The organism is Hymenobacter arizonensis, assembly GCF_900115775.1.
Taxonomy (GTDB): Bacteria; Bacteroidota; Bacteroidia; order Cytophagales; family Hymenobacteraceae; genus Hymenobacter; species Hymenobacter arizonensis.
Window position 1 is genome coordinate 1,485,255 of sequence record NZ_FOXS01000001.1, and the last position, 16,472, is coordinate 1,501,726.

Annotated in this window: 13 protein-coding genes; 10 read left to right on the top strand and 3 right to left on the bottom strand. The window is 60.0% G+C overall.

The window, feature by feature from the left end; translation table 11 throughout:
• Positions 1–85: 85 nt before the first annotated feature.
• Entirely contained in the window at positions 86–832 is a 747-nt protein-coding gene (locus tag BMZ66_RS06210) for a LytR/AlgR family response regulator transcription factor (protein ID WP_092670047.1), read from the bottom strand.
• Positions 829–1,908, bottom strand: a complete 1,080-nt coding sequence (locus BMZ66_RS06215; RefSeq protein ID WP_092670049.1) for a sensor histidine kinase — start codon at positions 1,906–1,908, stop codon at positions 829–831. Before BMZ66_RS06215 ends, BMZ66_RS06210 begins: the two co-directional genes overlap by 4 nt.
• A 359-nt stretch (positions 1,909–2,267) precedes the next feature.
• Here BMZ66_RS06215 and pulA point away from each other — a divergent pair, with 359 nt between their 5' ends.
• From pulA to BMZ66_RS06250, 7 genes are all read left to right on the top strand, one after another.
• On the top strand, positions 2,268–4,262 hold the full coding sequence (gene pulA, locus BMZ66_RS06220; protein WP_092670051.1) for a type I pullulanase: 1,995 nt from the start codon (positions 2,268–2,270) through the stop codon (positions 4,260–4,262).
• Positions 4,263–4,362: 100 nt separating this feature from the next.
• Complete coding sequence (locus BMZ66_RS06225; protein WP_092670053.1) at positions 4,363–5,316, top strand: 1-phosphofructokinase family hexose kinase; 954 nt, start codon at positions 4,363–4,365, stop codon at positions 5,314–5,316.
• Between the two features lie 454 nt (positions 5,317–5,770).
• The gene (locus BMZ66_RS06230; RefSeq protein ID WP_092670055.1) at positions 5,771–6,478 is read left to right on the top strand and encodes a hypothetical protein; all 708 of its coding nucleotides are present in this window, start codon (positions 5,771–5,773) and stop codon (positions 6,476–6,478) included.
• Between the two features lie 4 nt (positions 6,479–6,482).
• Positions 6,483–7,475, top strand: a complete 993-nt coding sequence (locus tag BMZ66_RS06235; protein ID WP_092670057.1) for a hypothetical protein — start codon at positions 6,483–6,485, stop codon at positions 7,473–7,475.
• 193 nt (positions 7,476–7,668) lie between these two features.
• Positions 7,669–9,447 (top strand): OmpA family protein, encoded by a 1,779-nt coding sequence (locus BMZ66_RS06240; RefSeq protein WP_092670059.1) that lies wholly within the window; start codon positions 7,669–7,671, stop codon positions 9,445–9,447.
• 219 nt (positions 9,448–9,666) lie between these two features.
• A complete protein-coding gene (locus BMZ66_RS06245; protein WP_092670061.1) occupies positions 9,667–10,440 on the top strand; it encodes an ABC transporter permease in 774 nt (257 codons plus the stop codon).
• Between the two features lie 161 nt (positions 10,441–10,601).
• Positions 10,602–11,435 carry an ATP-binding cassette domain-containing protein gene (locus tag BMZ66_RS06250; RefSeq protein ID WP_092670063.1) on the top strand — a complete coding sequence of 278 codons (834 nt, stop codon included), beginning with the start codon at positions 10,602–10,604 and terminating at the stop codon, positions 11,433–11,435.
• Positions 11,436–11,440: 5 nt separating this feature from the next.
• Here BMZ66_RS06250 and BMZ66_RS06255 read toward each other — a convergent pair whose 3' ends face one another.
• The gene (locus tag BMZ66_RS06255; RefSeq protein ID WP_092670065.1) at positions 11,441–12,178 is read right to left on the bottom strand and encodes a hypothetical protein; all 738 of its coding nucleotides are present in this window, start codon (positions 12,176–12,178) and stop codon (positions 11,441–11,443) included.
• Between the two features lie 119 nt (positions 12,179–12,297).
• Here BMZ66_RS06255 and BMZ66_RS06260 point away from each other — a divergent pair, with 119 nt between their 5' ends.
• The 3 genes from BMZ66_RS06260 (at position 12,298) to BMZ66_RS06270 (ending at position 16,200) form a co-directional block, all read left to right on the top strand.
• On the top strand, positions 12,298–13,659 hold the full coding sequence (locus BMZ66_RS06260) for a sigma-54-dependent transcriptional regulator (RefSeq protein ID WP_092670067.1): 1,362 nt from the start codon (positions 12,298–12,300) through the stop codon (positions 13,657–13,659).
• Between the two features lie 191 nt (positions 13,660–13,850).
• Complete coding sequence (locus BMZ66_RS06265) at positions 13,851–15,308, top strand: ATP-binding protein (protein ID WP_092670069.1); 1,458 nt, start codon at positions 13,851–13,853, stop codon at positions 15,306–15,308.
• A gap of 190 nt (positions 15,309–15,498) precedes the next feature.
• On the top strand, positions 15,499–16,200 hold the full coding sequence (locus BMZ66_RS06270) for a hypothetical protein (protein ID WP_143080075.1): 702 nt from the start codon (positions 15,499–15,501) through the stop codon (positions 16,198–16,200).
• The last annotated feature ends 272 nt before the right edge of the window (positions 16,201–16,472 follow it).

Genomic DNA, 16,472 nt, shown 5'->3' on the forward strand with positions numbered 1-16,472 from the left:
GCTTGGACTTGGTGGGCGCGCACTTTCATTTACCTGACTTACCGAGCCCGGTGCCCTGTACCTGCCTGCTTGCCCTCGGTGGTTTTTAGGTCCAGCGACTCAGAAACTGGATGAAGGCATCCTTGTACTGGTCGCCCACCGGAATGGTGACGGCCCCAATCTGCACGGTGAGGCGGCGCACGGCTTCGATTTTATCGAGCGCTACGATAAACGAGCGGTGGATGCGCATGAAGCGGCGGACAGGCAGCTTCTCTTCCATGGCCTTGAGGCTCATGAGAGAGAGCAAGGCCCGGGGCGTGCTTTTGAGGTGGACTTTAACGTAGTCTTTCAGCCCCTCCACATATAGGATGTCGCTGAGTGCCACCCGCACCAGTTGGTAGTCGGCTTTCAGGAATAGGTACTCTTCTTCCTCCGGGCCGTTTGAAGCGGGCGAGTGAGCATGGTTTGCCGTGAGCTCGGCGTAGGCGCGGGCTTTGCCTGCGGCCCGCAGGAATTCTTCGTAGTTGAAGGGCTTGACCAGGTAATCGAGGGCATCGACGCGGTAGCCTTCCACTGCATACTGGCTGAAAGCGGTGGTGAAAACGACCCGTGGGCCGCTGGGGCCCAGCACCCGGGCCAACTCCAGGCCGGTGAGCTCCTGCATCTGAATATCGAGGAAGGCCAAATCGACGGTGCCGGGGTTCTCGTGGAGGTACTTAAGGGCTTCGACGGCACTGCCAAATCGGCCCACCAGCTCCAGAAATGGCGTTTTCTGGACAAACGAGGCCACCAGGCCTAAGGCCAGGGGCTCGTCGTCAACGGCAATGCATTTGAGAGGCGGCAGGCTGCTCATGCGACTTGTAAGGTTAGGTGCACCAGAAACTCGTTGGTGGGCGTGTGGTCGTCGACCATCAGGTTGAAGCGACCGGGATACAGCAAATCGAGGCGCCGCCTGGTGTTGGCCAAGCCGATGCCGTTGCTGCCCGTGAGGTCGGTGGAGGGTAGCATTAGGCGGGTGTTGCGCACTTCCAGCTCTATGGTCTGGGGGGCGGGCTGGCGCAGGGCAATGTAGATGTGGCTGGCCTGGGTGGCGGCCACGCCGTGCTTGAACGCATTTTCGAGAAAGGGCAAGAGCAGCATGGGCGCCACGGGCACGTCGCGCAGGGGGTCGGGGCGCTCGAAGGTGACGGTTACCCGGTCATCGAGCCGGAGCTGCATCAAGGTGATGTAGTCCTGCACGAAGGCCACCTCCTGGCTGAGCAGGGTGAAGCCGCCGGCGGTGTCGTAGAGCACGTAGCGCATCATGCGCGAGAGCCGGTGAATGGCGGTGCGGGCCTCCTCGCCGTCGAGCAGCGTGAGGGCGTAGATGTTGTTAAGGGTGTTGAAGAAGAAGTGCGGATTAATCTGGGCCTTGAGCACCGACAGCTCGGAGCTGACGCGCTGCTGCTCGAGGCTCTGGCGTATCTGAGCGTCTTTCTGCCACTTCTGCACCACCGTGATGCTGGTGGCAATGCCCTGCACAAACATGGAGATGAGCAGGCCCATGGAATCGAACCGCGGCCCGGTCTGGCGCAGGAGGCGGGGCCGGCCTGCCGCGGCTTCGAAGGCTTTGTCCAGCAGCTCGGGTAGGTTCAGGGCTGATTCCAGGAAACGGCTGATGAGCACCACGGCCAAGGTGGTGCCTACCAGAGTTAGCACAAACCAGCCGGTGCGTCCCTGGAAAAGCAGCTTCGGCACGCTGACCTTGGCGGTGAGGTAGAAGGAAACTACCCACACGCAGAACATCAGGCCCTGCTTCAACCAGAATTCCGGGGGCATGACGAGCCGGCCCGTGAGAGGCTGGAACAGCAAAAAAGTGAGTCCGAACAGCCCCCACACCAGCACGTGAATGAGCGGTGTGAGGTAAGGACGGGGCGGAAGTGCAGCCATGTTATGGGAAAGAGTCTAAACAAACTTAACCAATGGAGAGGGCCAAGTACAGGCCAAACCGACTGTGAGGGGAATTGTATCGACGGCGAGGGGCGATTTATCGGTCGGGACGAAGCTGGAGATTGAACATCAAACTCCCCTCCTTAGCTAAGGAGGGGACGCTGGCGCGAAGCGCCAGCTGGGGTGGTTGAACTCGTTGAACGATGGTGGAACAACTCGCTGTAGAATCGTGCTAGTATTGTTCGGGTGTCGTTCAACGAGGTCAACCACCCCCGTTCGAGCCTTTGGCTCGAACATCCCCTCCTCAGCTGAGGAGGGGAGTTAGCCGTTCATTCTGTCTTAAGTCTGAACTTGCGAGTATGATTCGTCCGCTTTTGCTGCTGCTTGTGCTTTTTTCCGCTGCTCCCACCGCCCCGGCCCAGCCCCTCCCCGACTTCACCAAGTACCCGACCTACAACGGCCCCGACCTCGGCCTGACCTGGCGCGGCGCTCAGGCCACCCTGCGCGTGTGGGCCCCCACGGCCGAGGCCCTGCAGCTGCGCCTGTACGCTACTGGCACGGGGGGCACCGCGAAGGCCGACTACCCTATGACGAAGGCCGAAGGTGGCACCTGGACTTACGCGCTGCCGGCCGGCGCCACCGGCTTTTACACCGTGCAGGCTACGATTAAGGGTAAGAAAAGGGCCGAAGTGGCCGACCCCTATGTGCACGCCGTGGGCGTGAACGGCCAGCGCGGCGCCGTGCTCAATCCTGCTACGGTGAGCCCGCCCGGCTGGGCCGACGACCTGCGTCCAGCCCTGAAGCAGCTCACCGACATCGTGATTGGCGAAGTGCACCTGCGCGACCTGAGCATGCACCCGCAGTCGGGCATTCGGCAGAAGGGTAAGTACCTGGGCGCGGCCCAGCTCGGCACGCGCGGCCCGGGCGGCGTGACCACCAGCCTCGAACACCTGGTGGAACTGGGCCTCACCCATGTGCACCTGCTGCCCACCAACGACTTTGCAAGTATCGACGAGAGCCTGCCCGCCAGCGCCAACCGCTACAACTGGGGCTACGACCCGCTGCACTACTCCGTGCCCGAAGGCACCTACGCCACTGATGCTGCCGACCCGGCCGCCCGCATCCGGGAGTTCAAGCAAATGGTGGGCAACCTGCACAGCCAGGGCCTGCGCGTGGTGCTCGACGTGGTGTATAACCACACCGCCGACGCGGCCCGTAGCAGCTTCGAGCAGTTGGTGCCCGGCTACTATTACCGCCACAAGCCCGACGGCAGCCTGTCTGATGCCGCGGCCTGCGGTAACGAGGTGGCCTCGGAGCGGCCCATGGTGCGCAAGCTCATTGTGGAATCGGTGGCGTACTGGGCCAAAGAGTACCACGCCGACGGCTTCCGTTTCGACCTGATGGGCATCCTCGACATCGAAACCATGCGTGCCGTGCGGGTGGCGCTCGACCTGCAGGACCATTCCATTTTCGTGTACGGCGAAGGCTGGACCGCCGGCCCCTCGCCCCTGCCCGAAGCCCGTCGCGCCGTGAAAGCCAACGTGGGCAAGCTGCCGCGCATTGCGGCCTTCGGCGACGAGCTGCGCGACGGCGTGAAGGGCCACTACGCCCACCAGACCGAGCCGGGCTTCGCCAGCGGCCACCCCGGCCTGGAAGAAAGCGTGAAGTTTGGCATTGTGGCCGCCACCCAGCACCCGCAACTCGACTACGCAAAGGTGAATTACTCCAAAGCACCCTGGGCGTCCTCGCCATCGCAAGCCATCAACTACGTGGCCTGCCATGACGACCGGGTGCTCTGGGATAAGCTCAAAGTAGCCAACCCCGGGGCTTCGGAGGAAGAGCTGATTAAGATGGATTTGCTGAGCAACACTATTGTTTTCACGTCGCAGGGAGTGCCGTTTTTGCCAGTGGGCGATGAGTTTCTGCGCACCAAGGGCGGCTCACACAATTCCTACAACCAGCCCGACAGCGTGAACCAGCTCGACTGGGGCCGTAAGGCCCGGTACCAGTCGGTGTATGACTTTTATCGCCGGCTGATTGCGCTGCGGGCCGCGCACCCAGCCTTCCGCCTGCCCACCACGGAGCTGGTGCAGCGGCACTTGGAGTTTCTGCCCAACGTGCCCGCCGGCACCATAGCCTATCGTTTGAAAGACCACGCCGGCGGCGATGCCTGGCAGAACATTGTGGTGATATTCAACGGCAACCGCACGCCGGTGAACGTGCCCATTCCCGATGGCAAGTACACAGTGGTGCTATGCGGCGACCAGCTCAAGGAAAAAGGCATTGGCCGGGTAGAGCAGGCCGGCGCGGCCTTGCAGGTGCCCGCCAGCTCGGCCATGATTTTGGTGCAATAGTGTTGCGCTAGGTGGCCGGACAAGCCAGAAAATACTGATTTATGGCATCGTGAGGTGCACGCCTTCCGTTAAGACAATCGAAACCTACGCACTCTCTGCAATGAAAAACGTTGTCACCCTCACCCTCAATCCGGCCATCGACAAGAGCACTGTGGCTCCCCAGATAGTGCCGGACCATAAAATCCGCTGCTCAACCCCCAAGTTTGAAGCCGGTGGCGGCGGTATCAATGTGGCGCGCGCGCTTAAGCGTCTGGGCATCGATTCGAAGGCCGTGTTCACCGCTGGCGGCCCTCCCGGTGAAATCCTGCAACAGCTGCTGACCGACGAGGGCGTTGCCATTCAGCCGGTGCGTACCGAAGGCTGGACCCGCGAAAACTTCATCGTAGTAGATGCTTCCAACAACCAGCAGTACCGCTTCGGCATGCCCGGCAGATTGCTCCTCGAAGAAGAGCAGGACCAGCTTTTGGCCACCCTGGCCGGACTAAACCCCGTTCCCGATGTGCTGGTGGCCAGCGGCAGCTTGCCCCCCGGCATGGAGCCCGAGTTCATGGGCCGGATTGCCCACTGGGCCCGCAGCGTGGGTGCCAAGCTCATTGTCGACACCTCGGACAAGGCTCTGCAAAGCGCCGTGAACGAAGGGGTGTTCCTGCTAAAGCCCAACCTGGGCGAACTGAGCCGCCTGGTGGGGGCCGAATCGCTAGACACCGAATCGGCCGCCGATGCTGCCCGCACCATTATTAACGCGGGCAAATGTGAAATCGTGGTAGTATCACTGGGAGCCAACGGCGCCTACCTCGTCACCAAGGACGAGGAGGAGCACATTGCGGCGCCCTGCGTGAAGAAACGCAGCACCGTGGGGGCCGGCGATAGCATGGTGGCCGGCATGGTGTTCGCCCTCTGCCAGGGCCGCCCCGTGCGCGAGGCCGTGCGCCTGGGCGTGGCCTGCGGCTCGGCGGCTACCATGAATTCCGGTACTGAGCTATTCCATCAAGATGACGCGGAAAAGCTGTTTCAGTGGCTGCTGCGCCGGATGCCGCAGACGGCTGTGGCGTAGTAGGCTCAGAGAAGTGGGCATTCTGCTGGGCTTTTCAGCTTGCTAAAATTGTAGTTGAGTCGACGCTTCTTTTTGAACGTCATGCTGAGCGCAGCCGAAGCATCTCGCGTGCCGCAGCAATTACAATCGTCTGTCATGCTGAGCTTGCGAAGCACCTTCTCACACCACAACGGTCATTCAGAGGCGATAAGATGCTTCCTTCGTCAGCATGACAGGCGGCGCGAGCGAGATGCTTCGGCTATGCTCAGCATGACGTTCTACATGCTCTACCATTATTGAAATGAAAAATTAGCCTTTCCATTTTGGAAAAATTCATCCCCGCTGAGCCCCGTGCTCGGCGGGGATTTTTTGTTTAATACTCTCAATATCAATCAATAGACACAGCATCCGAAAATTAATTACGGAAACGGCACTGGTATTGGCATAGCGTGGAAGTCACCAAACACACGCTGCCATGGATATCCTTAACAACCTCACCAAAGTCGCCAAGGGCTTTTTCATCGAAGACGATGGACAGGCCCCGGCCGAAGCTGCTATTCCGGCACCGCAGCCGCTTCCGGCCCAGCCAGCCGCAGGCGCCGCAAAGGACTCGGCCGGGTCGGCGACAATCGTCACGCAGGCCGAACAGCGCCACCTCGACCACATCGCCAGCCTGCTAGCCGGCGACGGCAAGGACTTCGGCACCTATACCAAGATGGTGGGCAGCATGGCCAGCAGTGGCCTCACCGGCCCCCTGCTCTACCAGACGGCCTTCAACGCCTTCAACGCCCTTACTGGAGTAGACCGCCCCACGCTGCTGGCCTCGGCCGAGCAGCTGGCTCACAAGCTGGCCGACGACCGCGCCAAGGTGCTGCAGCGCCACCGCGAAAAGCTAGGCGAAACGCCCGATGCCAAAGCTCCACCCGGTCCGCTGGCGCTACTACAACAGCGCGAAAACCAACTGCAAGCCGAAGTAGCAAGCCTCACCCAGCAGCTAACCGGCAAAAGCCAGCAGCTGCGCGAAATCCAGCAGCAGGCGCAGGCCGAGCGGCAAAAGACCCAGGCCGCCCTGGCCTCCTACGAGCTAGCCAATGCCGCCGCGGCGGCCGAGCTACAGGCCCACCGCCAGGCCGCCCAAAACTTCCTCAACCCCTCTCCTTCCACCAATTCTCAAACCGCTTAATGCCATGAATACGCTACTTACTTCTTCTGACAACGACACCGGGCTGCCCAAGTGGCAGAAGCCCGAAAAGGTGGCCGGCCGCGTGGTGCTGGTTGGCTTGATAGGCACCGCCGTGTACTACTGGGGCGTGATTTTGCCCTTTTTGGTCGACATGGTCTTCAACAGCGTGAAGCTGGGCATTGGGCTGGGGATGCTGTTTGTGCTGTTTTTGCTGGTCACGAACAAGCGCATTCACGCCGGGCTGTGGTATGCCGGGCAGCGCGTGCTGCGCACCATGGCGGGCATTTTCGTCAACACCGACCCCATCGGCATCATGCAAGACTACATCAAAAACACCGAGCAGGAAGCCCGGAAGATGGACGCCGAAGTGACCAACATCGAAGGTGCCCACGAGCTGGTGAAGCGCAAGCTGGCCGCCAACACCACCCAGATGAAGGAATATCTGGCCCTGGCCAGCTCCGCCACCCGCCAGGGCGAGAAGGACATGGCCGAGAGCTACGCCAGCCGTGCCGCCCAGCTTGAAGACTACAACCGCCGTCTGCAGCCCATGGCCACCACCACGGCCAACGTGAGCGTGGTGATGCGCCAGATTCTGAAAGCCGCCCTGCGCCAGATTGACGGCAGCAAATTCAAAGTAAACCTCTTGAAAGACGAATACGAGCTAGTGAAACGCACCAGCTCCGGCATGCGCGCCGCCATGAACATCCTGCGCGGCGACCCCGACAAGAAGTACTTCTTCGACCTCGCCACCGACCGCGTGGCCCAGGACATGGCCCAGCGGCTCGGCCAAATCAAGCAGGCCATGCGCTACTCGCAGGAGTTCGTGAAGGAGATGGATATCCAGAACGGCGTGATGAGCGAGAAGGGCCAGCGCCTGCTCACCAAGTACCAAAACGGCGATTTCAACGCCGTGCTTAATGAAAAGCCGCAGGCGCAACAGTCTTACGCCGCCACTAAGAAAGCTTCCGATGATGCCTATTCTAGCCTGCTTGATTAGCCTGTTGCTGGCCTGCTGCTTGGTGAGCATGCTGGGCGAGCCAAGGCAACACGATGGCGCGGGCCTGCGGCCCGCACCTCCGGACGACCCGAATGCCTTTCGGTAGCCTCGCTCACCGTCAGCCGGCCAGAGGCCGGTCAATAATCGGCACAGGGCAAAGCCCTGCGCCATCATTCCTTAATTCTTCACTGAAATGACAACACGTGGTAAAATCGTAATCGGCCTGCTTATCGTAGCCGCCCTTTACTTCGGCATCAATAAATTGATAGCCAGCGGAATCGTATTCAAAAAAGCCGAAACGCAGTCAGTCCTACTCAATTCGATTGAACTGCCCGCGGCTACCGGCAGCAACCGCGCCAACATCGTGGTACCGCTGGCGCCGATGCCCGGCACCGCGCCCGCCGACAAGGGCACCAAAGTCGTGTGGGAGGTGATGGCCTGGAACAGCCAGATGGCCGGCATGCTGGCCAACGGCGGCCCCCGCACCACCACCGGCTCCAGCATGGCCGCCAATGGCCTCGACCTGCAGATTGTGCGCCAGGACGACGTGAGCAAAATGCAGGCAGACCTGGTGAAAAACGCCCTCGACCTACAAAACAACCCCGAAACGCCGGGCCTGATTGTGAGCATCATGGGCGACGGCCTGCCCGCCTTCTCGGCCGTACAAACGCAGCTGCAGAAGGCTGGCACCAGCCTGCAAATCATCCCCTACTCGGTGGGCAAATCCTTTGGCGAAGACAAGCTGATGGCCCCCAAAGAATGGCTCGACAACCCCAAAGTAGCCCTGGGCAAAACCATAGCCTGCTACTTGCGCGACGGCGACCAGAACATTGCCCTAAAATGGTGCGCCGACAACGGCCTGAAAGTAAACCCCGACGAAACCACCTACGACCCCGACGCCGTGAACTTCATGGCCGCCTCCGACTTCCTGGTGGCTGCCGAAAAGTACATCCTTGGCAAGCCCGAAGAGCGCACCAAGGTGCTGAATGGCAAGAACACCGGCGTGAAAACCGACGTGGTGGCCGACGCCGTGGCCACCTGGACGCCCGGCGACGTGAACATTGCCAAGCAGCGCGGCGGCCTCGTCAACATCGTGTCGACCAAGGATTACTCCAACCAGATGCCCAACATCATGGTGACGACCAAGCGCTGGTACGATGCCCACCCCAAGCAAGTGCTGGGCCTGATGACGGCCTTTGCCGTGGCCGGCGACCAAGTAAAATCGCACCCCGAAGCCCTGGCCCGCGCCGCCGACATTTCGGCGACCGTGTACGGCGACCAGGATAAGCCCGGCGCCTACTGGCTGAAGTACTACAAGGGCGTGAGTGAAGCCGACCGCAACGGCGAAGTAGTGGAGCTGGGCGGCAGCAAAGCCTTCAACTTCAGCGACAACCTCAACCTGTTTGGCCTGGATGAAGGCGGCACCAACATCTACGCCGCCGTGTACAAAACCTTCGGCGACGTGCAAAGCCGGCTCTACCCCAAGGAGCTGCCCAGCTACGTGCCCCTCGACGAGATGCTGGACCTCACGCCCCTGAAGAGCCTGCAGGCCCAGTACAAAGGCAAAACCGTGGCCCCGGCCGAAACCCAGCAGTTTGCCGCCGACGATGAAATCCGCCGCAGCGTGAGCAAGCGCGCCTGGAACATCGAGTTCACCAGCGGCAAGAGCACCTTCACCCCCGCCGCCGAGCGCCAACTCAACCAACTCTTCGACGACCTGGTGGTAGCCGGTCGCCTCAAAGTAGCCGTGCACGGCCACACCGACAACACCGGCGACCCCCAAGCCAACCAGCAACTCTCCGAAGACCGCGCCATGGCCGTGCAGCAATGGCTGCAAGCCAAAAGCAGCAGCGCCTTCCCCGAAGGCCGCGTGCAGGTGTACGCCCACGGCGCCACCGTGCCCGTGGCCAGCAACATTACGGTTGACGGCAAAGCGAAGAATCGCCGAGTAGAGATTGTGCTGGGCAACTAGAACGACAACTCCCCTCCTTGGATAAGGAGGGGATGTTCGAGCCAACGGCTCGAACGGGGGTGGTTGGATTCGTTGAACGATACCCGAACGACTGCCAAACGACTACCCAAACGCCCCGCAAACAAGACGTTCAACGAGTCAACCACCCCAGTCAAACCTGCGGTTTGACGTCCCCTCCTCGTCTGAGGAGGGGAGTTTGACCGCCTTTCTTCGTTCCCAATGAAAACGCTCTTCGCCCCCAACGCCCAACCGCCGCGCCTGTTGTTCACCACCATGGTGGCCGGCCAGGTGGCCCTCCTGCTGCTGGTGTGGCTATTCTACCCCATGCAGCTGTTCCCCAGCCTGGGCGAAGTCTTTCGCTCGCTGGGCGACCTCATCACCACCCAAGGCCTCATTCAGGAGCTGTGGGCCAGCATGACCACGGCGCTGCAGGCCCTGGCCATTGCCACGGTGCTGGCGCTGGGCATCTCCTACCTCACGGCGCTGCCCTTCTTCCGGCCCATTGCCTACGCGGCCTCCAAGATGCGCTACCTCACCCTCACTGGTCTCACCTTTTTCATGGCCCTGATGGTGAGCTCCGGGCACCAGGTGAAGCTTTCGGTGCTCATTTTCGGCGCCACGGTGTACCTGGTCACGGGCATGACGAGCGTGATTTTGACCACCACGCAAGAGGAAATGGACCACGCCCGCACCCTGGGCATGGGCGAGTGGCGCAGCTTCTGGGAAGTGGTGGTGCTGGGCAAGCTCGACGAAATGCTGGAAGTGGTGCGCCAAAACTTCGCCATCATCTGGACCATGATTACGCTGGTCGAAACGCTGTATCAGTCAGAGGGCGGAATCGGCCTGCTGCTGTATAAGCAAAACCGGTATTTGCACCTGGATGGCGTGCTGGCCATTCAGCTGGTGATTCTGGCCACTGGCGCCGCGCAGGACTATGTGTTTGTGCTATTGAGAAGGGTGTTTTTCCCTTACTCCTCTTTAGGAACCGCCTGACGTTCGCCTCACCCCCCGGCCCCCTCTCCGAATAGGAGAGGGGGAGCCTGACCACTTATCATTCAGAATTTTTTCAATCAATTCAACGGCTAACCCAAGCCTCCGTGGCTCCCCCTCTCCTTTTCGGAGAGGGGGCCGGGGGGTGAGGCGCCCACCCGCTCATGACCACCCACACCCACGCCTACAAAGACCCCGTCCTCACCCTGAACGGCGTCTCCATGTCCTTCAACAACGAGCTGGTCCTGCGCGACATCAACGCCCAAATCCTCGACATCACCCGCCCCAAAATGCACCAGGGCCAAGTCGTGGGTTTCTACGGCCGCTCGGGCATCGGCAAGTCGGTCCTTTGCCGCATCATGGCCGGGCTGATTCCGCCCAGCGCCGGCACCGTGGAAGTGGGCCTAGCCCAGCAACCCGCGCGGCCCGGCATGGTGGGCTTCGTGCAGCAACGCTACCCGCTGTTCGACCACCGCACGCTCTACGACAACCTGCTGGTGGCTGCCGAGCGCAAGCACGCCCCCGAAGTTGCCCGCCAGCACGTCGAGTCCTACCTGGAGCGGTTCTGCCTCGCGCCGCACCACAAAAAGTACCCAGCCCACCTCTCGGGCGGCCAGCGCCAGCGGGCGGCCATCGCCCAGCAGCTGCTCTGCTCCGAGCACCTCATCCTGCTCGATGAGCCCTTCTCCGGCCTCGACGTGGCCATGATTGACGAGGTGAAACGCATCATCGTCGAAGTCACGACCATGGACGAGCTGAACACCGTCATCATCGTCTCGCACGACATAGTGACCACCACCGCCCTGGCCGACCGCCTCTGGCTCCTCGGCTACGAGCACGACGCGGCCGGGGCCCTCGTGCCGGGCGCCACCATCAGCCCCCAGCACCAATACAACCTAGCCGAAATGGGCCTCGCCTGGCACGAAAACGTCGAAGCCGAACCGGAGTTTGGCCAGTTTGTGGAGCATATTAAGAATGAGATTCGAGTTAGTGCTTAATGATTTTATAGAGCACGTTTTGTTTGTAAGGTCACCAATTCTCCTTTTGAAATTCGACCAATTAAGGTGCGTGCAAAACCACTGTCAAATGCGACTTCTTGTAGCTTTTCAAAATGGTCATAGTAAGACGAAGGACTACCCGTTTCTAGCATCAAAAGCCACACTTCATCACAACCGGTCAAGTAGCCATTTACATTCTTACTTTTCCTGTTAATAATTTCCTGAATCTTCTCTAAGGGAGCATCAGGCACCCAAAAAGTTGTGATTGGCGTCCAGCAAGGAACGGTAAGCCGACTTAAGAAGAAGATACTGACACTGTGAATGCAAGGATGAACAAACGCCTCTGTTCGAATTGTGAATTCAGTTTGACTTTCGGGAAGGTCTTTCACGGCTAACACGCATCGTTTAACAACATCGGCAAGTAGCCCCGCAACCTGCTTTCGCTCAAGATTTTTCCAATTACCTGATTCTGAAAAATCAACAGTGACGTGCAGCGGCAAGTGAAGCTGTTTCTCAAACAGCTTTTGTGCTTCATTTAGAATAGCGTCTTGTTTTGCTTCCCGCTCTCTCGACTGTTCATCTAGTATGAGCGCCGTCATTTCAATTCCAATCTTCTTCCCACTTACCTGAACTATAGCATCGGGCAAAGGCGGTGCCGGCTGGGACAAGATGTAAGTATCCGAGAATAGCTCAGGAAGAAACCTCTCCAATAGATACAACTCACGGCTTTCTTTAGTAGGCATGGCGGAAAGGTAAACGCGCCACTCGACTGCTACTTCTTATCCAAGCAGATACTTTTGATGCTGCAGGGCCACAGGTTCTAATAACACACCAAGAATTAATCCTTTCTACCTTCTAAAAGATGCCCACCGGTACCCTGCTCATCATCGACGACGAAGCGCGCTTGCGCCAGCTGCTGGCCCAGGTACTGGAGCTGGAAGGCTACACCGTGCTGCAAGCGCCCGACGCCCACCGCGGCCTAGAGCTGCTGCAGCAACACGCCGACGACATCCTGCTCGTGATATCGGACGTGAAGCTGCCCGATGGCCACGGCGTGGACCTGCTCCCGCGTTACAAAGCCGCCGCCCCCGAAGCCGAAGTGGTGCTGCTCACCGCCTACGGCACCATCCCCGACGGCGTGAAGGCCATGAAGCTCGGCGCGTTCGACTACCTCACCAAGGGCGATTTTGAGCAGCAGCTGGTGGTAGTGGTCGACCGCGCCGCCGAGAAAGCGCGCCTCCGCAAGCGCGTGGCCGAGCTGGAGCGCCGCGTGGGCCAGCAGTACACCTTCGAGGCCATGATAGGCGAATCGGCGGAGCTGAAGCGGGTGCAGAAACTGGCCCAGCAAGTAGCCCCCACCGACAGCACCGTGCTGCTGGAAGGGCCTACCGGCAGCGGCAAGGAGCTCTTTGCCCAGGCCATTCACCAGGCCAGCGGGCGGAAGGGCAAGAATTTCGTGGCGGTAAATTGCAGCGCCTTCCCCAAAGATTTGCTCGAATCGGAGCTGTTTGGGTATAAGAAAGGCGCCTTCACCGGCGCCCTTACCGACAAGAAAGGCCTGCTGGAAGAAGCCAACGGCGGCACGTTGTTCTTAGACGAAATCGGCGAGCTGGAGCTTAACGTGCAGGCCAAGTTCCTGCGGGTGCTCGAGCTGCAGCAGTTCACCAAGCTCGGCGACACCAAGCCCACCAAGGTGAACGTGCGCCTGGTGGCCGCCACCAACCGCAACCTCAAGCAGGAAGCCACCGAAGGCCGTTTCCGCCCCGATTTGTACTACCGCCTCTCGGTGTTCACCATCCACGTGCCGCCCCTCAAGGACCGGCCCGCCGACGTGCCGCCCCTGGCCCACCACTTCCTGCAGTACTTCGCCGCCAAGCTCAGCAAGCGCCTCCCCGGCCTCGAATCCGACTGCCTGAGATTGCTGCAACGCTACCCCTGGCCCGGCAATGTGCGCGAGCTGAAAAACGTGCTCGAGCGCGCCGCCATCCTCGCCCCCGCCGGCGAACCCCTGGCCGCCGACTTCCTCCCCGACGAATTCCACGCCCTGGGCCGCCCCCCCAAGCCCGGCGCCGACGCCGCCGACGAAAGCCTGCGCGCCCTGGAAGCCCGCCACATTGGCAAGCTGATGGGCGAGCTGGAAGGCAACAAGCCCGACGTAGCCAAACGGTTGGGCATCGGCCTCACCACGCTCTACCGCAAGCTGCAGGAGTACGGGCTGGAGTAATCCGCCCCGCGTGAACCTCACCCCCTAACCCCCTCTCCCGTGGAGAGGGGGGAACTAGCCTCTAGTTCTAGCCACTATCCAGCCATTCTCTCTCCGAAACCTTCAAAACACTACTTTCTAAAACTAGAAACTAGTCACCCCTCTCCACGGGAGAGGGGGTTAGGGGGTGAGGTTCCGTCGTCTGAACAACCATGTCCCTAAAACTCAAAATCCGCCTCAGCATCTTCCTGCTGCTCCTGCTGTTGCTGGGCCTGGGCGGCGCGGCCCATTTCACCATCAATTACCTTGAAGAAGGCGGGCACACCCTGGAGCCGTCCGACTTCAACATGGCGCGCAGCACCGTGCTGGCCTTCCTGGGCGCCGGCACCGCCGTGGGCATCACCATGATGGTGCGGCTACCGCGCATTGTGGTGCGCCCCCTCTACCGCCTCACCGCCGACATGGAGCAGGTGGCTGGCCCCGGCCCCACCAACCGCGTAGGCGTGGGCCGGCACGACGAAGTGGGCACCATCGCCGCGGCCGTCAACCACGTGCTGAGCCAGGCGCAGGACGAGCGACACGCCATCCTGGCCGAGCTCTTCACCGAGCGCATCCGCATGGACAGCCTGGTTAGAAGCCTAGACGAAGGCCTCCTGCTGCTCGACGAGCAAAAAACCATCGTATTGGCCAACCCCGTGGCCTGCGACCTGCTCGGCCTCTCCCCCACCGACCTCGTGGGCAAATCGGCGGAAACCGTAGCGGCCAAGCACGAGAAGTTTCGCGAGCTGCTGGTGCCCCTGGCCGAAGCCAACCTCGCCAACGACGACGTACCCGACCCCGTGTTTGACTTTCCGCACAAAGGCAGCTCCCCGCATTTTCAGCTCAGCATTAGCCCCATCGAAAACACCCGCCACCGCCCGGGTGCCCCCTCCAGCCCGGCCGGCCACATCTTCTGCCTGCGAAACGTCTCCGATTTCAAGAAGCTCGACGAGCTGAAATCGTCGTTCCTGGCCACCATTTCGCACGAGCTGAAAACGCCCCTGGCCAGCATCAAGCTCAGCCTGATGCTGCTGCAAAACGAACGGACCGACGCCGCCGGGCGCCAGCGCCTGGCCACCGGCATCGCCGAGGAAACCCAGCGCCTGCTCAACATGGTGGGCCAGCTCATCGACGTGGCGCGCCTGGATGCCGGCGCTGGCATCAAGCTCAACCCCAAAGACATGGAGCTGGGTGAGGTCATCCGCTACGCCCTCCAAACCGTGCACCCCCAGCTCCACGACAAGCAGCTCCAGCTCGACGTGCAGCTGCCCGACGGTCTACCGAGTATCCACGGCGACGTAGAAAAAACCTCCTGGGTGCTCATCAACCTGCTTTCCAACGCCATTCGCTACTCGCCCACGGGCGCCCCGCTGGTCATTCGGGTGGTGCCATGGGGCGAAGTTGTGCGCGTGAGCGTGGAAGACTGCGGCCCCGGCATCCCGGCCGAATACCACAAGCGCATCTTCCAGCGCTTCGCCGACGGCCCCAGCCACACCGCCCAGGGCGGCAGCTCGGGCCTGGGCCTGAGCATCTCGCGGGAGTTCATCAGCGCGCAGGGCGGCCAGCTATGGGTAGAAAGCCAGCCCGAAAAGGGCAGCTGCTTTCTGTTTACCCTGCCGATAAGCGCATAAGCGTATTCGCGTCTCGTCGTCCGCGCCGTTCGAATTGATTCGACGTCATCGTTCAACGCCAAGACGCGAATACGCGTCTCTACATGTCTATTCCGGTTGTTTGCTGGCTTTGCGCGTAAACGCAGCTGTTGCGGGTGCATCCACCCAGCAACTCAGCAAATTCCCTGAAACCTACTGTTAGCCCATTACCATGCATAAGTTCACTGTCGAGCGCTTATCCTTTACCTCATTATCAGAATTGCCAAACTCCTGGCAGAACACGGATTATAAAGAGCTTCTAAAGAAGATGAATTATGATAATCCAGACGAAATAAAGGAGGCCGAATTAAAAGAAATGTGCCTCATGTCGTTCACCGACATGGAGCCCCGCGAAGCCGCCGAAATAGTGTTGACCTATTTATTTCCCGAGGAATTAAATGCGGGTCAAATAGAGAATTTGGGGCATCAAATGCTCACGGAAAAACTCTGGGAAGAAAACCCGGAATTGCCGCTGCACAAAGGCTTTTACAAAGCCACCGAATTGTTGCACACTGCCTACAACGGCACTTTTCCCCGCACGCAAGCCGTACAGTTTCAAGTTAAGTGCACCGCTGAAAATCCGGAGGATATTTCTATTCTGACAGACTCACCCGCGGCTCCGCTGATGCGGCTCTTGGCCCAGGGCATGGATGACAAGGCACTAGTAAATCGGCTATTCACCACGCAATTGGAAGGCGATAAATTCACTGAAGCAGCGTCTATGCTTTGGGAATTAAATACGGTCAATACCGAAGCGAATTCAATTACGTTTGAAGTGGTAAGCTCTGCTTATTGGCTTGACGATTTTAAATACGCCGACACCTACGAAGCCACTACCCACGCCGACGCTGTGAGTGAAGTGGAGGAGCAATAGTCTGCTCGAAACAACACACTGAAGAAAGCACGTCATGCTGAGCTTGTCGAAGCATCTCGCGTGGGGTAGTAATCCTAATCGTCTGTCATGCTGAGCTTGCGAAGCATCTTATCACGCTTCAACGACTTGTTCATTGGTGATAAGGTGCTTCGCAGGCTCAGCATGACAGACGTGTTACCATGACAGACGCGCTACATGAAGGGAGCGACCTGCAGTTCGGTTACTCTCAGCATCACCGTCAAGGCAATTGCCAGATGTTACTTTCTCAAAAC

What these genes read in the sequence shown, in the direction of transcription:
- BMZ66_RS06210 (WP_092670047.1), bottom strand. Translation starts at nt 832, where the DNA reads ATGAGCAGCCTGCCGCCTCTCAAATGCATTGCCGTTGACGACGAGCCC.
- BMZ66_RS06215 (WP_092670049.1), bottom strand. Translation starts at nt 1,908, where the DNA reads ATGGCTGCACTTCCGCCCCGTCCTTACCTCACACCGCTCATTCACGTG.
- pulA (WP_092670051.1), top strand. Translation starts at nt 2,268, where the DNA reads ATGATTCGTCCGCTTTTGCTGCTGCTTGTGCTTTTTTCCGCTGCTCCC.
- BMZ66_RS06225 (WP_092670053.1), top strand. Translation starts at nt 4,363, where the DNA reads ATGAAAAACGTTGTCACCCTCACCCTCAATCCGGCCATCGACAAGAGC.
- BMZ66_RS06230 (WP_092670055.1), top strand. Translation starts at nt 5,771, where the DNA reads ATGGATATCCTTAACAACCTCACCAAAGTCGCCAAGGGCTTTTTCATC.
- BMZ66_RS06235 (WP_092670057.1), top strand. Translation starts at nt 6,483, where the DNA reads ATGAATACGCTACTTACTTCTTCTGACAACGACACCGGGCTGCCCAAG.
- BMZ66_RS06240 (WP_092670059.1), top strand. Translation starts at nt 7,669, where the DNA reads ATGACAACACGTGGTAAAATCGTAATCGGCCTGCTTATCGTAGCCGCC.
- BMZ66_RS06245 (WP_092670061.1), top strand. Translation starts at nt 9,667, where the DNA reads ATGAAAACGCTCTTCGCCCCCAACGCCCAACCGCCGCGCCTGTTGTTC.
- BMZ66_RS06250 (WP_092670063.1), top strand. Translation starts at nt 10,602, where the DNA reads ATGACCACCCACACCCACGCCTACAAAGACCCCGTCCTCACCCTGAAC.
- BMZ66_RS06255 (WP_092670065.1), bottom strand. Translation starts at nt 12,178, where the DNA reads ATGCCTACTAAAGAAAGCCGTGAGTTGTATCTATTGGAGAGGTTTCTT.
- BMZ66_RS06260 (WP_092670067.1), top strand. Translation starts at nt 12,298, where the DNA reads ATGCCCACCGGTACCCTGCTCATCATCGACGACGAAGCGCGCTTGCGC.
- BMZ66_RS06265 (WP_092670069.1), top strand. Translation starts at nt 13,851, where the DNA reads ATGTCCCTAAAACTCAAAATCCGCCTCAGCATCTTCCTGCTGCTCCTG.
- BMZ66_RS06270 (WP_143080075.1), top strand. Translation starts at nt 15,499, where the DNA reads ATGCATAAGTTCACTGTCGAGCGCTTATCCTTTACCTCATTATCAGAA.